Here is a 15,201-nt window from a genome sequence, read left to right as displayed (position 1 = left end):
ACGACAGATTTTTCCTTAAACTAAGAAGCTTCTGATTTAAGAAGCCTCTGCCATGAGACGCTTTCCTTTTTCAATGGCTTCATCAATCGAACCTACCATATAAAAAGCAGCTTCTGGCAAATCATCATAATCGCCCGCACAAAGACCTTTAAAGCCTTTGATTGTGTCTTCCAAAGGAACGAGTTTTCCGGGCGACCCCGTAAAGGCTTCCGCCACATGGAAAGGTTGCGAAAGGAAACGTTCAATTTTACGCGCCCGTCCCACCAACAGTTTGTCATCTTCAGAAAGCTCATCCATCCCAAGAATAGCAATAATATCCTGAAGAGCTCTATAACGTTGTAAAATGGTTTGCACTTGACAAGCAACCGTATAATGTTCTTCCCCCACAATCAATGGGTCCAACATACGTGAAAAAGAATCAAGCGGGTCAACTGCTGGATAAATTCCCTTTTCCGCAATAGAGCGCGAAAGAACGGTTGTTGCATCCAAGTGGGCAAAAGACGTTGCCGGCGCTGGATCTGTCAAGTCATCCGCTGGAACATAAATCGCCTGAACGGAAGTAATAGAGCCTGTTTTTGTACTGGTAATACGTTCTTGCAAAGCGCCCATATCCGTTGCCAAAGTAGGTTGATACCCCACAGCAGAAGGAATACGTCCTAAAAGAGCAGATACTTCAGCCCCTGCTTGTGTAAACCGGAAAATATTATCCACAAAGAAAAGCACATCTTGTCCTTCATCACGGAAGCTTTCTGCAATAGTCAATCCTGAAAGAGCCACACGCGCACGTGCTCCTGGTGGTTCATTCATTTGCCCATAAACAAGCGCACATTTTGAGCCTTCTGTTGAACCATTATTTTCTTTTGGATTCACATTCACGCGGCTTTCGATCATTTCGTAATAAAGATCATTTCCCTCACGTGTCCGTTCTCCCACACCAGCAAACACGGAATAGCCACCATGTGCCTTTGCAATATTGTTGATAAGCTCCATAATGAGAACGGTTTTTCCAACACCAGCACCACCAAACAAGCCAATTTTCCCCCCTTTCGAATAAGGGGCTAACAAATCCACGACCTTAATACCCGTGACAAGAATCTCTGAAACAGTTGATTGTTCAACATATTCAGGCGCTTCTTGGTGAATAGAACGTGTTTTGGTTGAAGGGATTGGACCCACATTATCCACCGGCTCTCCAATCACATTCATAATACGTCCCAAGGTTGCTTCTCCTACAGGAACACTAATCTGTGCTCCTGTATCCACAACCTTTTGTCCGCGCATCAGACCATCGGTCGTATCCATCGCAATCGTACGCACAGTATTTTCACCCAAATGCTGCGCAACTTCTAACACCAATCGATTGCCTAAATTTTCTGTTTCCAACGCATTGAGAATATTTGGTAATGCCCCTTCAAATTGCACATCAACGACAGCGCCAATAACCTGCTTGATCTCACCAACAGCGCCTTTTGCACGCTCTTCTTTTTTCTCCGGCGCATCTTTAGCAACACGACGTGCAGGCGCAGATGAAGTCTTTACATCCACTTGAGATTTCGAAGCGTCTTTTTTCACACCGGAACGAGCAGCTGGTTTCTTTTTTTCACCTTTTTCTGCTCCCTTGCTTGAGGTTACTGCTTTTGCCATCAATTCTTACCTTTTCCATTTAAAGCGCTTCAGCGCCCGCAATAATTTCAATCAATTCTGTGGTAATTTGTGCCTGACGTTGACGATTATAAGCCACCGTCAATTTATTAATCATTTCACCTGCATTACGCGATGCATTGTCCATAGCTGTCATTTTTGCGCCCATTTCACCAGCAACATTTTCCAGTAAAGCCCGAAAGATTTGCACTGAAAGATTGCGTGGCACCAGCGCCTCCAAAAGAGAAGCAGCATCAGGTTCATACTCATAAACAATCGCCTCAGACACAATCCCCCCATTAATAATCCCTTGTGAACCTTTAGGCTCTGTTTGCTCCCCAACATCTATTGCTTCAACAGCGGCTTTTGGAGCCCCCATTGGAATCAAGCCAAAAGCTGTTGGACGTTGATTAATCACAGAAACAAATTCAGAATAAAACAACGTACAGACATCGAAAGCGCCTTCATTGAACAAATCAACAATGCGTTGACTAATCATCATCGCCTCTGCAAAACCAATTCGCTTTACAGCATGTAAATCAATGTGATCAATCATCAAACTTTTGTAATCACGCGATAAGATATCCGCACCTTTTTTGCCCACAGTGATAATTTTCACAATTTTACCAGCGGTCAACAGCGCTTTAATTTGCTCCCGAGCACGACGAGCGATTTGCACATTAAAAGCACCACATAAACCACGCTCAGCCGTACACACCACCAAGAGATGCACATCATCGCGCCCCGTACCACGCATAAGAGCCGGTGCATCAACACCATCCACATCAGAAGCAACACTGGTTAAAATATCAGCCATTCTCTTCGCATAAGGACGTGCCGATTGCGCTGCCTCTTGCGCACGATGCAACCGCGCTGCTGCAACCATTTGCATAGCTTTTGTAATTTTCTGTGTTGCTTTAACCGAAGCGATACGGTCTCTAAGATCTTTTAGTGAGGCCATTCAAACATTCCATCAATTCATCACGAAAAATTTTTCGCATAGGTGTTAAGAACAGTTATCAACTTATCTTTCAGTTCATCTGTTATTTGCTTTTGCTCAGCAATTGCTTTTAAGAGATCTTGATAATCACTGCGCAAAAGCACCAGAAGCCCTTGCTCAAACCGCGCAACATCAGAAACCGCTAGAGAATCAAGATAGCCATTCACCCCTGCGAAAATAACCACCACTTGTTCTTCTGTTTTGAGTGGAGAAAATTGTGGCTGTTTTAAGAGCTCTGTCAAGCGTGCTCCCCGATTTAAAAGCCGCTGGGTTGATGCATCCAAATCAGAACCAAACTGCGCGAAAGCGGCCATTTCACGGTATTGTGCCAATTCCCCTTTAATCGAGCCAGCAACCTGCTTCATGGCTTTAATTTGTGCTGCCGAACCAACACGCGAAACAGAAAGACCAACATTCACAGCAGGACGAATTCCCTGATAGAACAAATTAGTTTCCAAGAAAATTTGCCCATCAGTAATGGAAATCACATTCGTTGGAATATAAGCCGAAACGTCATTGGCTTGCGTTTCAATGACCGGCAAAGCTGTCAATGATCCCGATCCATTTTCCGCATTCAATTTTGCCGCCCGTTCTAAAAGACGTGAATGAAGATAGAAAACATCACCCGGATAAGCTTCACGCCCCGGTGGACGACGCAGCAAAAGAGACATTTGACGATAAGCCACTGCTTGTTTTGACAAGTCATCATAACCGATCAAAGCATGTTGCCCATTATCGCGGAAATATTCGCCCATCGCGCATCCCGCAAGAGGTGCAATAAACTGCAAGGGAGCAGGATCAGAAGCGGTTGCCGCAACAATAATAGAATATTCCAGGGCTCCACGTTCTTCTAAAACCTTAACGAATTGTGCCACCGTTGAACGTTTTTGACCGATAGCCACATAAATACAATAAACTTTGTCCTGCTCTCGTCCAGCCTCTTTTTCATGAAAAGGTTTCTGATTTAAAAAGGTATCGAGCAAAATCGCTGTTTTTCCTGTTTGGCGATCACCAATCACCAATTCACGCTGTCCCCGTCCGATGGGGATAAGCGCATCAATCGCTTTTAATCCGGTTGACATAGGCTCATGCACAGACTGACGCGGAATAATCCCTGGTGCCTTAACATCAACACGACGACGCTCTGTTTCCTTAAGTGGTCCCTTACCATCGATAGGATTTCCAAGAGCATCAACCACACGGCCAAGCAAAGCGGGACCCACAGGGACATCCACAATAGCACCCAACCGCTTGACACAATCTCCTTCACGAATATCGCGATCTGAGCCAAAAATGACCACACCGACATTGTCAACTTCCAAATTGAGTGCCATCCCGCGCACACCATTTGGAAAAGCAACCATTTCCCCAGCTTGAACATTATCCAAACCATAGACGCGAGCGATACCATCTCCCACAGAGAGAACCCAACCAATTTCTGAAACCTCAGCCTTTTGGTCAAAGTTTTTGATTTGCTCTTTTAGAATTTTTGAAATTTCAGATGGTCTAATATCCATCAGCTGACCTCTTTTTTCAATGCAAGCTTAAGCGAAGACAATTTTGTGAGAAGAGACGTATCAATTTGAGACGCCCCGACACGAACGATTAATCCACCAAGAATTGTTGGATCGACAATGATGTGGAGCAAAACTTTTCCCCCAACCACACCTTCCAAAGCCTCACACAATTCTTGTTTTTGTTGAGAATTCAACGGGCGCGCAGAAATGATTTGTGCAGTAACTTGCCTACGAGCGCGTGCAATGCAACGCTGAAAAGCCTTTAAAATACCAAATATAGCACTAAGCCTACGGTTTGCTGCAATAACGCGTAAGAAATTACCAACAATCTGCCCTGCTTCTTTATCAGCAAATTTGATGTTTTCACAAACAGATTGCATCACCTTAATTTGCTCTTTGACTGAAAAGAATGGACTAAAAACGAAATGTTTTAAATCCTCATTTTGCTCTAAAACAAGCAAAAAATCCTCCACTGCCTTTTCAATCTTTTCAACGTTTCCTGCTTCTTGAGCGCAATTAAAGAGCGCTTGCGCATAGCGTTGATCTACCAACGGCAGCGGTATGAGAGAAAATGAATCCGACACGAAATACCGCCTCTTTCCCTTGAGCGACTCTCTGATAGTTATCAGATGATAATGAAACAGACATTCCCAATCTTAAGAATCTTCTTCTTAAAACCTAGAACAAAAACCATTCGGTTTCTAGCATAGACATAGCCGACTCGCAACACCACAAATCGCTGCTTTTTAAAAATTTTAAATAAAATATTCAAAATATTTTTGAAAAGGATTTTTTAGATCTCCAAGGTGACATCATGATTTTTTATGCTTCTTTTTGACATACTGTAAAAAAAAGTCACGCTCTTTGAATTTTGCTTCAAACAAAGCCAGATCAAAAAAACAGCCCTTCTTTAAATATCACCGCTCTTATCCCCACAAAAACTTTAGCGAGAAGAGAGAAGCGACTTTAAAAATCTATTATTTCAAATGAACAAGCAAGAAATAATAATGGATATCTCCTTAAAATTAAGAAAAATGATCCTTTCGCTTTAAATGCCCTCTCTTTTTAAAACATTTCACCAAGTATATTTTCTTGCAAAAAAACTTCCCCAAAACACTCTCATGTATCCACAGTTTCTCAAAGCTCAATAATGGTACCACCCGATACCTTAAAGATAGGAAGTTTTAACGGCTTTTTCATTTATGCAAAGCATTTACATTATCCACGAGCAATATCATAAAATGAACTCCAACACTCTGAGAAATATTTACTCAAACAAGCAGATGAAAGCCCCCCTACAATGACATTCTTTTTTGGGACGATTGGGAATATTCTGCTTTGCATGAAAAATCTGCCCCTATTAAAGAACGAAAGGAACAAAAGTGTAAGAAATAGGATATCTCCATTTCGCGACAGCACCCATGAATGCGATAAACGCCGTTGAGCCCCCATCTTTACGTTTGATCAGAAGCAAACCAACACCTCTCACCCATTGCCTTAATGTTGCGATAAGCCCTTGACACTTAAAACAATTTATAAGAGGCATGCCTTTTTTGGATAATTCCACACCATACGAGCGCCTCACCTGTAGCGTGTAAAAGTAAAACTCTTAATAAATCAATATGCTATACGAATAAGGGTGGTGTCTCTGTTGGTTTATTAAGCAAGATATTTTTCCCCCCGGTGCACGCGCTTGATGCAATGCCACGCGCATAACATTCTGTGGCTTGACGCTGTTGTGCGACATAATCAAAAAGACAAGACGCCCATAGGGGGCAAATGATCATACTGACGAGCTACCATCTCCCCTGTGTAAAAATCTTCTGGTTGGCATGAAAGTAAAGCCTTTATGACCAGATGATTTGGTTAATCGATTTGCAATAATCCTAAACTTTCCAATCCCATCCGCCCTGCTCTTCCAGCCACTTGAGAGAGAAATTTGATTTTTAAAGAAAGCTTTGCGGATCGATATCAATTTGAACCCGAACGGAACTGGGCATTTTGGGGGCATTGCTCAACATTGCCCGAATGAACCCTTGTATATCAAAAGAGCGCTGACCTTGCAGTAAAAGCCGAAAGCGATAACGTCCCCGAACCAAAGCCAAAGGCGCCTCCGCCGGTCCCATAACTGAGATATTTTTCTCTCGCGGTGCGGCTTGACGGAGTGCCCGTGCATAATGTTCCGCGGCTTGACGCTGTTGTGCTGACACAATCAAAGAGGCAAGACGCCCATAAGGGGGCAAATGATACTGTTGACGTGCTGCAATCTCCCGTGTGTAAAAATCTTCTGGTTGGCATGAAAGTAAAGCCTTTATGACCGGATGATCCGGTTGATAGGTTTGCAATAATCCTAAACTTTCCAATCCCACCCGCCCTGCTCTTCCAGTCACCTGAGAGAGAAGCTGGAAGGTTCGTTCACTGGCGCGTAAATCACCATTGGCAAGACCAAGATCAGCATCAATAACCCCCACCAGAGAGAGCTTGGGAAAATGATGTCCTTTAGCGACCAACTGTGTTCCAATAATAATATCGACATCGCCATTGGCAATGGCTTGCAATTCGCTTCTCAACTGCCCAATCCCCCCTTTGAGATCTGTTGAAAGAATCAATGAGCGCGCTTGGGGAAAAAGCATTTGTGTTTCTTCTGCAATTCTTTCCACACCCGGTCCACAAGCTACAAGATGGTCTAATGTTCCGCATTCAGGACAGGCTTCCGGAAGGGATTGATGATAACCACAATGATGACATTTTAATTGCCCTTGCGCGCGATGTTCGACCAACCAACTTGAACAATCGCTACAATGAAAACGATGTCCACACACTCGGCATAAAGTTAAAGGCGCATAACCACGGCGATTAAGAAAAAGCAGCGCCTGCTCGCCTTTCTCAAGCGTTTGTTTTAAAGCCCTTTCAAGGGTAAAAGAAATAAAGCGCCCCTTTTGCACTCCTCCTTGACGCATATCAATGACCCGCAACTGTGGAAGGGCAACTTCTTTAAAACGGGAGGGTAAATGCACCTTTTGATAACGCCCTTTTAAAACATTGGCTTGGCTTTCAATCGACGGTGTTGCTGAGGATAAAATAACAGGAAAATGCTCAAAAGAACCCCGCGCAACAGCCATATCACGCGCATGATAAAAAATGCGCTCTTCCTGTTTATAAGCGCTATCATGCTCTTCATCGACAACAATCAAGCCCAGCGCATGAAAGGGAAGAAAAAGTGCCGAACGAGCCCCCGCAACGACACGCACCCGCCCTTCTGCAACTTGCCGCCAGACACGTTCTCTACGACGTGGTGTCAAATCAGAATGCCATTCTGCTGCCGCAGCGCCAAAGCGTGCATAAAAACGATCTAAAAACTGCTGTGTTAAAGCAATTTCTGGCAATAAAATTAAAACTTGGCGACCCCCTTTGAAGGCTTGAGAAACCGCTTCAAAATAAACTTCTGTCTTTCCAGAGCCGGTCACACCATCGAGCAAAAAAACTTGAAACTGAGAAGATAAAACGCCTGCCCGCAATAGTTTTGCTGCTTCACTTTGTGCGCCCTGCAACTGAGGAGGACAAAAATCAGGATCAGGCATGCCCACAAGATCAGGAGCAGGAATTTTAACATCTTCAAAAATTCCTAGCGCTTTTAAACCCTCAACGACAGAAACAGACGTTCCAGCCGCATGCGCAAGACCAGAACGTGTCCAGATCTTCTCACTGCGCACCAATTCCAAAACCCGTGACCGCGCTGGTGTAAGACGTTCCACATCTCCCCCACAATAGCGCAATCCCAGCATCTGCGCTTCCGGCTCTAAAGCAGCCGGTACAGACAAAACCAATCGTGCAACAAGACCAAAAGGCGTCATGGTATAACGACTAACAAACCGCAAAAATGCAATCATCTCTGCCTTTAATGGCGGACAATCAAAAACATGTAAAAGAAAGCGTAACTTTTCACGCGCTACCGAAGCAGTTCCTTGCCCATCCTTTGTTTTCTCTCCAACATCCACCACAAACCCGCAAAGCTCACGCCCCATCACCGGAACCCGAACAAAAGAACCAATTTCCACCTCCATAGAAGACGGAACTTTATAACTATAAGCATGCGCAACAGGAAGAAGAACCAAGACAGAAACAACCTTTTCCTCTATCATGTTTAAATTCACCCTTTTAGCCAATCCACCTCCCCTTATCTAAGATCATCTTGTCTACGATTATCTTGAACACCAACAGGTCCACACCTTATCTTTATCTTTAAACACTCTTATAAAATTCATTGCGGGCTTCAATCACTCCCCTTTTCACAACAAACTTCTCCCCACAATTCTTTTTAAGACGTATTCCATCACAAAAATACCAACAAAAGAACATCCTCTATAGCAAACAAACAACGCTATTCTCCAGTGCAAATAAAACTCATCACAATTAAGCATTCAACATAACATTAATCACTATTATCACTGTTATCGCTGCGCTCCTTAGCAATCTCATAAATGTAATTTCATGCCCAATATACACACTTTTATTTTCTTTCCACCTTATATCTCAACTTATATCAACATATTGATTTATAAAGATAAATAATTTTTATATATCATAATGAAAACGCTCATATTGAGCGTTTTTTTCATTATAATAAAATAATAAATTTCTTTAAACGTAGAAAAACTTCATGCGTAAAACACATAACTTCTTCAATGGTACTTTATGACACCAAAATATCCATTCACTAACACGCGACAAGCAAAATGAAACGCCTCCATAAGAAAGGAAGGCATCTTATAAAATTTTCAAATGTCAAGAGCAATCACTATGCAAAGATGCCACACAAAAATGCTCATGGGCAAGGAACGCTATACTTGATGACAAGTAACACCATGGCATCCTTTTTATTAACATAATAACGTTCCTATTTTATAGAGATATTCATTCTTGCTCTTGCTTTTGTAAGCAACAATAGCGCATAACAAAAAAGCAAGATAAAATCTGAAAAGCTTTAAATAAAAAGCTAAAAGGAAGAGGTTAGAGATGAAATTTTTTGTGGACAGCGCCAATATTGAAGAAATACGAGAATTACAGAATTTAAGCCTTGTTGATGGTGTGACCACCAATCCCTCTCTTATCCTTAAATCAGGACGCAATATTCTTGAAGTGACAAAAGAAATTTGTAGCCTTGTCAATGGGCCTGTTTCTGCTGAAGTTGCCGCAACAGAATTTGAAAATATCATGAAAGAAGCGGCTGTTTTAGCAAAAATTGCTGATAATATTTGCATCAAGCTTCCTTTAACACTTGATGGATTAAAAGCTTGCAAAGTCCTTACAGCAGAAGGACTAAAAACAAATCTCACCCTTTGTTTTTCTGCCAATCAAGCTTTACTTGCAGCCAAAGCAGGTGCAACATTTGTTTCGCCTTTTATTGGAAGACTCGATGATTGCGGACTCAATGGAAGTGAACTCCTTCATGAAATTCGCACAATTTATGATAACTATAACTATAAAACACAAATCTTAGCCGCTTCAATCCGCACCGTTAACCATGTCAAAGAAGCAGCCCTAAGTGGTGCTGACGTTGCAACAGTTCCACCCGCAATCTTAAAAGCACTCGTCAAACATCCGCTTACAGATAAAGGGTTACAAATATTTCTCAATGATTGGCAAAAAACAGGACAAAATATTGCCTAAGGACGAGAAGTTTTATTGGAAAGGTCTCTAGAAAGTAATAAAAAAATCTGTTCAGCCAGCTCTTCTGCCACACGCTTTTTTGCATCTTCTTCTGCTTGTATCGTTGCATATTCTTGACGAAGTCGTTCAAAAGAGGCATTCATTATTGCTGTTCCTTTTGCAACAGGTCTATTTTTCATATCCTGCAAAGTATAAGAAGCTTTGCTTATAACAGTTCCAACAGAAGGACGTCCCTTTCTCTTTTTCTCAAAATCAACTTCTATCTGCATCGATTCTCTTGTCAAGACGGATATCTGCAATGCCAATTGATAAGCCGGTTGAGAAGGTTTACCACCCTTTCCATACAATAGAAACAGCAGATGATTACGCACCATTTGTCCAAAACGATCCGAAGGCTCTTCCACAACGATAGAGCTAAGCTTTGCTGAAAGCCCCAAAGAAGCTTGCTCAGAAAGAGAATTCTGATGTGCGTAAGCCCCCTCATAAACAGCAGAATTTATTGCCCTTAAACTCTGCAACTCTTGACGATAGAGGGGTTCAATTTTGCACCCATACAACAGTGTGCAAACACCCGCTAAAACGACAAGAATAAAACTTTTAAAAAACGACATTCACAATCCTTTGTGGAACAATAATAATTTTTTTCATAGGCTTTTCACCCAGCTGCGCCTGTACGAAATCTAAAGCCAAAACCGCTTCTCTAATCATCGCCTCATTGGCTGTTGCAGCAACCCTCACCTCACCGCGTTTTTTCCCATTAATTTGTACCGGCAAAGTATAGCTTTCTTCAACAATTAATGCGGGGTCATAAACAGGCCAAGCAAGTTCAGACATTAAAGTTTTCTCCCCTAAAGCCGCATGGCATTCTTCGGCTAAATGCGGCATGACCGGTGCAATCATGGCAAGGAAAAAATCCATAGCTTGACGTAAAGCCGCTTTCATTTCATCCTCAACATCTGCCGCCTTATTTAACAAAGGGGCCATAACATTCAAGAATTCATAAAGACGTGCAATAGCTCGATTAAAAGCAAATTTTTCTAAATCATCTTCGACAGCATGAAGCGTGCGATGTGCAACCTTTGACAGTTCCAAAGCTGCCCCCTGATGCCCTGCACAAGGGGCGACATCCCTTAAAACAGAAGCACTCAAAGCCACATGGCGCCAAACACGCTGGACAAAGCGATGCGCGCCTTCAACACCCGATTCTGTCCAGATGACATCCCGCTCAGGCGGTGAATCAGACAACACAAACCAGCGTACCGTATCAGCGCCATAGGAGGCAATAATATCATCAGGATCAACGACATTCTTTTTTGATTTTGACATTTTCTCAATCAAACCAATTGTCACTTCGCTTTGATCGGTTAATTTATAAGCACACCGTTTTCCATCTTTTTCAACAATCGAAATCTCTGCTGGAGAAACCCACCCTTGACCATCGCGATAGGTTTCATGCACCACCATCCCTTGCGTAAAAAGCCCCTTAAAAGGCTCATCCACACTCACATGACCAACCAGTTTCATAGCACGCATAAAAAAGCGCGCATAAAGAAGATGCAAAATCGCATGCTCAATCCCACCAATATATTGTTGCACAGGTAGCCATTCAGCGGTTGCTTGTTTTTCAACAGGTTCTGCGGCAAAAGGAGCCGTAAAGCGTGCATAATACCAAGAAGAATCCACAAAAGTATCCATGGTATCCGTTTCACGTTTGGCAGGTTGACCACAGGAAGGACAAGCAACAGCTTGCCACCTTTCATGCCGCGCAAGAGGATTGCCCGGTTGATCAAAAGTAACATCATCAGGCAATATAACCGGCAAATCAGCCCGTGGTACAGGCACAACGCCACACGTTTTACAATGGATCATCGGAATGGGGCATCCCCAATAACGTTGCCGTGAAATTCCCCAATCACGCAATCGAAATTGCACTGTTTTTTCTCCCTGCGGTTGCCCATTAAGCACTTGCCCCTCAAGCCTTTTGGCCGCTTCTTCAAAGGCTTGTTGGGGCGTCAAGCCATCCAAAAAGCTGGAGTTAATCATCACCCCATCACCCACATAAGGTGTGTCAGCAATGACAAAGTTTTCTGCTTTCTCTCCTTTTGGCAAAACCACTGGTTTTATTGACAGATCATATTTACGCGCAAAATCAAAATCTCTCTGATCATGGGCTGGACAGCCAAAAACAGCCCCCGTTCCATAGTCCATCAACACAAAATTAGCGATATAAACGGGAATATGCACCGCTGAATCAAAAGGATGCACCGCCACAAGCGATGTGCGAAACCCTTGTTTTTCCGCCGTTTCAAGTGCTGCTGTTGTTGTTCCTCCACTTCGACAACTCTCAACAAAAGCTGCCAAGGCTTTGTCTTTTTTTGCAAGAGCTTGCGCAATAGGATGATCAACAGACAGGGCTAAAAAAGAAGCACCAAACAAGGTATCAGGACGCGTTGAATAACAAACAACCTCATTAAAGGACTGACAAACATCATGAGCATCCCTTGCATCATCAGCTGTCGCCTTTAAAGCCCAACGAATCAACAAACCTTGGGATTTTCCGATCCAATTTTTTTGCATCGTGCGCACTTTTTCTGGCCATTGATCCAGTTCTTCAAGTCCTGCGAGTAAATCTTCACTAAAATCACTAATTTTGAAAAACCACTGGGTCAACTCACGTTGTTCCACCAACGCGCCCGAACGCCAACCCCGTCCATCCACAACCTGTTCATTGGCCAAAACCGTGTGGTCAACGGGATCCCAATTAACCTTAGCCACTTTACGCGCCACCAACCCCTTTTGATAAAAATCAAGGAACAGCATTTGTTGGCGGTGGTAATAGTCCACATCACACGTTGCAAATTCCCGTGTCCAATCGAGTGAAAGCCCTAATTGCTTTAATTGCCCACGCATGACGGCAATATTTTCATAGGTCCACGTTTTAGGATGCACTTTACTTTGCAAAGCAGCATTTTCAGCCGGCATCCCAAAAGCATCCCACCCCATAGGATGAAGCACATTAAACCCCTTTGCCCGTTTATAGCGTGCCACCACATCTCCCATGGCATAATTGCGCACATGCCCCATGTGAATGCGACCTGAAGGATAAGGAAACATTTCTAAAACATAATATTTTTCACGGCAATCTTCCCCTACAGTCTGAAAAATTTTCTTTTCATCCCAAATTTCTTGCCATTCTTTTTCTCTCGCACGTGGATTATAGCGTTCACCTATCTTATAATGCTCAATTGTCATTCCCATGATACTCTTTTAATAAAACTGAACCAAAAACTTGTTTTATTATGCTTGACCATGGATTAACCTCATCGTCAACATTTTCGTGCAATATTTCCCTAAGTATTTTATAAAAATAATCAACCCTTGAATAAAACTTGAATAAAAACGGTAAAGCACAAAAATATGGATACACACACTCCCCCCAAAGCCTCTTCCACTGAAGCATTGCAAAACCTTCAAAAAGACATCGCAACAATATGCCAAGAGCTACAACGCCCCGTGGAAGAAGTTGAGCTTATTGCTGTTTCAAAAACTGTTTCTGCTGCTGATATACGTCCTCTTTTGCAAGCCGGTCACTCTCAATTTGCAGAAAATCGTGTGCAAGAAGCAGCACAAAAATGGCTGGAGTTACGTCAACAATTTGAAAATACTAAACTTCATCTCATCGGTCCTCTACAATCCAATAAAGCCGCTGAAGCCGTTAAAATCTTTGATGTCATTCAAACGGTTGATCGTGAAAAAATCGCTAAAATTTTGGCGGAAGAAATGCAAAAACAACAAAAACATCTTCCCTGCTATGTTCAAGTCAACATTGGTTTAGAACCGCAAAAAAGTGGTGTTACCCCGCAAGAAGTAGTCCCTTTTGTTTCTCAATGCAAAAATAACTATGGACTTGATATCATTGGTTTGATGGCCATCCCCCCTGTTGACGAAAACCCTGGACCCTATTTTGCCTTATTAGCAAAGCTAGCAAAACAAACCGCTCTTCCAAAGCTTTCCATGGGCATGTCTAATGACTTTAAAACCGCCCTACAATTTGGCTCGAATGTCCTTCGCATTGGCTCTGCTATATTTGGAAAACGCCCAGTATAAAGCCATTTCTCTTCACTTAAATTCACTCCCCCTCCATATAAATTCCCCTTGAAAACGCTACGAATAAGCCAAAAACAACAAACATGCGAAAAAATATTTCCCTCAAGAAAAGAGCAACTCTAGCAGAAAACATTCCCATCTCTCTTTCATCCTATAAGAAAAATAAGCAAAAACTGCTCTTCAGAAGATTCTCACCAGCCCATCTTCAACCCATAACATGCCTTCAAAACAGCTCTGCTTTGTCTTTCATATTCCCACACCTTAGCTCTATTTCGCGCACCCTCTGATCACCACTCCACCAAAAGCACCTTAAAAAAAACTCCTGAATATAAAAGCAAGATAATAAAAACTGCCGCCCTTTCTCACAGCTTCTTCAACAACTTCCTCAGTTTCCAACGGCATAAAGCAGATAAGAAAAGGCTTTCTACATACCAAAAAGGAATAAGATGCGCTTGGCAATCGCCTAAAAAAAGCATTAACCCCAATACCAATACATACGTACAAACAATGGCAACAAAATTATTTTCAATGAGTGTGTAAATCTATTTCTTGGTGATCTTTGTAAACTAAGAGAAAAATACCAACTTTTCATATGCAAAATTTTTCTAATTTTAAATTTAAATTAAGAAAAAATATTGTATAAATTCTTATATTTTAAAATATTACAATTAATATTATTATCTTATAAATAACATATACATAATGTATTTATTATTTATACAATATTTTTATTTATATTTTTAAAAGTTATATTTGATACTTTCCTAAAATACGCAATAGTCCTTTGAAAGATATCATAGTTATACTGTTTTAATAAATACAATTCAAGGAGGATTAATATGTTTGGTTCATTCAATACATTCGGTCATATGGCGACAAGTCACTCTTTTGGTGGTTCGCACAATTCAAGACCTACTCATGGGAATGCATGTAGTTCTGATAATTTTATGACTCACATGAATGCACAAGGCTTCGCAGTAAGAGTTCCGGAAGGAGTAAACAGAGCAATTCTAGGTAGTATAACTGGAGGACCGGTAGGTGCATTTACAAGTGGAATGGAAAGTTTTGCATTGGGATTTGCAGGAGATGCAGCTTGGGGCTTTATAGAGAAAGCTCATGAGTGCTTGCTCTAATTTATAGAGAGCAACTATAAAGATATCTCTGAAGTTAATAATCTGTAATTTTTTTCGGAAAATATTCCAAACTAAATATAGCAGGATAAAGTAGTTTTCATAGATATCTATTTATGAACCACATCTTCTAGTC

11 protein-coding genes are annotated in these 15,201 nt (G+C 41.9%); 3 read left to right on the top strand and 8 right to left on the bottom strand.

The window, feature by feature from the left end; genetic code table 11:
* Positions 1-36 precede the first annotated feature (36 nt).
* The 6 genes from atpD to FS875_RS02445 form a co-directional block, all read right to left on the bottom strand.
* The gene (gene atpD, locus FS875_RS02470; protein ID WP_144752590.1) at positions 37-1,644 is read right to left on the bottom strand and encodes a F0F1 ATP synthase subunit beta; all 1,608 of its coding nucleotides are present in this window, start codon (positions 1,642-1,644) and stop codon (positions 37-39) included.
* Positions 1,645-1,663: 19 nt separating this feature from the next.
* Entirely contained in the window at positions 1,664-2,602 is a 939-nt protein-coding gene (locus FS875_RS02465) for a F0F1 ATP synthase subunit gamma (protein WP_144752587.1), read from the bottom strand.
* Positions 2,603-2,622: 20 nt separating this feature from the next.
* Positions 2,623-4,158: a F0F1 ATP synthase subunit alpha gene (gene atpA / locus FS875_RS02460; RefSeq protein WP_144752584.1), complete on the bottom strand. Its 1,536-nt coding sequence runs from the start codon at positions 4,156-4,158 to the stop codon at positions 2,623-2,625.
* Positions 4,158-4,742 (bottom strand): ATP synthase F1 subunit delta, encoded by a 585-nt coding sequence (gene atpH, locus FS875_RS02455; protein WP_144752581.1) that lies wholly within the window; start codon positions 4,740-4,742, stop codon positions 4,158-4,160. The genes atpA and atpH overlap by 1 nt, the downstream gene beginning before the upstream one ends.
* A gap of 776 nt (positions 4,743-5,518) precedes the next feature.
* Positions 5,519-5,725, bottom strand: coding sequence for a DUF4102 domain-containing protein (locus FS875_RS02450; RefSeq protein WP_246067842.1), 207 nt, complete (start codon positions 5,723-5,725; stop codon positions 5,519-5,521).
* A 379-nt stretch (positions 5,726-6,104) separates the two neighbouring features.
* Positions 6,105-8,300, bottom strand: a complete 2,196-nt coding sequence (locus FS875_RS02445) for a primosomal protein N' (protein WP_144752578.1) — start codon at positions 8,298-8,300, stop codon at positions 6,105-6,107.
* Positions 8,301-9,174: 874 nt separating this feature from the next.
* On the opposite strand from FS875_RS02445, the gene fsa reads away from it, so the two are divergent.
* The gene (fsa, locus tag FS875_RS02440; RefSeq protein ID WP_144752575.1) at positions 9,175-9,828 is read left to right on the top strand and encodes a fructose-6-phosphate aldolase; all 654 of its coding nucleotides are present in this window, start codon (positions 9,175-9,177) and stop codon (positions 9,826-9,828) included.
* Here fsa and lptE read toward each other — a convergent pair.
* On the bottom strand, positions 9,825-10,439 hold the full coding sequence (lptE, locus tag FS875_RS02435; RefSeq protein ID WP_144752572.1) for an LPS assembly lipoprotein LptE: 615 nt from the start codon (positions 10,437-10,439) through the stop codon (positions 9,825-9,827). The genes fsa and lptE overlap by 4 nt on opposite strands.
* The gene (leuS, locus tag FS875_RS02430) at positions 10,426-13,080 is read right to left on the bottom strand and encodes a leucine--tRNA ligase (RefSeq protein WP_144752799.1); all 2,655 of its coding nucleotides are present in this window, start codon (positions 13,078-13,080) and stop codon (positions 10,426-10,428) included. The genes lptE and leuS overlap by 14 nt, the downstream gene beginning before the upstream one ends.
* Before the next feature lie 165 nt (positions 13,081-13,245).
* On the opposite strand from leuS, the gene FS875_RS02425 reads away from it, so the two are divergent.
* Positions 13,246-13,935 carry a YggS family pyridoxal phosphate-dependent enzyme gene (locus tag FS875_RS02425; RefSeq protein WP_144752570.1) on the top strand — a complete coding sequence of 230 codons (690 nt, stop codon included), beginning with the start codon at positions 13,246-13,248 and terminating at the stop codon, positions 13,933-13,935.
* A gap of 869 nt (positions 13,936-14,804) precedes the next feature.
* Complete coding sequence (locus tag FS875_RS02420) at positions 14,805-15,068, top strand: hypothetical protein (protein WP_144752567.1); 264 nt, start codon at positions 14,805-14,807, stop codon at positions 15,066-15,068.
* Positions 15,069-15,201 lie beyond the last annotated feature (133 nt).

The sequence above is a fragment of the Bartonella saheliensis genome (assembly GCF_902162175.1).
This window is presented reverse-complemented; position numbering and strand designations above follow the sequence as displayed.

Bases quoted from the DNA above. Each gene is read 5' to 3' on its own strand.
- atpD (WP_144752590.1), bottom strand. From the start codon at position 1,644: ATGGCAAAAGCAGTAACCTCAAGCAAGGGAGCAGAAAAAGGTGAAAAA.
- FS875_RS02465 (WP_144752587.1), bottom strand. From the start codon at position 2,602: ATGGCCTCACTAAAAGATCTTAGAGACCGTATCGCTTCGGTTAAAGCA.
- atpA (WP_144752584.1), bottom strand. From the start codon at position 4,158: ATGGATATTAGACCATCTGAAATTTCAAAAATTCTAAAAGAGCAAATC.
- FS875_RS02445 (WP_144752578.1), bottom strand. From the start codon at position 8,300: ATGATAGAGGAAAAGGTTGTTTCTGTCTTGGTTCTTCTTCCTGTTGCG.
- fsa (WP_144752575.1), top strand. From the start codon at position 9,175: ATGAAATTTTTTGTGGACAGCGCCAATATTGAAGAAATACGAGAATTA.
- lptE (WP_144752572.1), bottom strand. From the start codon at position 10,439: ATGTCGTTTTTTAAAAGTTTTATTCTTGTCGTTTTAGCGGGTGTTTGC.
- leuS (WP_144752799.1), bottom strand. From the start codon at position 13,080: ATGACAATTGAGCATTATAAGATAGGTGAACGCTATAATCCACGTGCG.
- FS875_RS02425 (WP_144752570.1), top strand. From the start codon at position 13,246: ATGGATACACACACTCCCCCCAAAGCCTCTTCCACTGAAGCATTGCAA.
- FS875_RS02420 (WP_144752567.1), top strand. From the start codon at position 14,805: ATGGCGACAAGTCACTCTTTTGGTGGTTCGCACAATTCAAGACCTACT.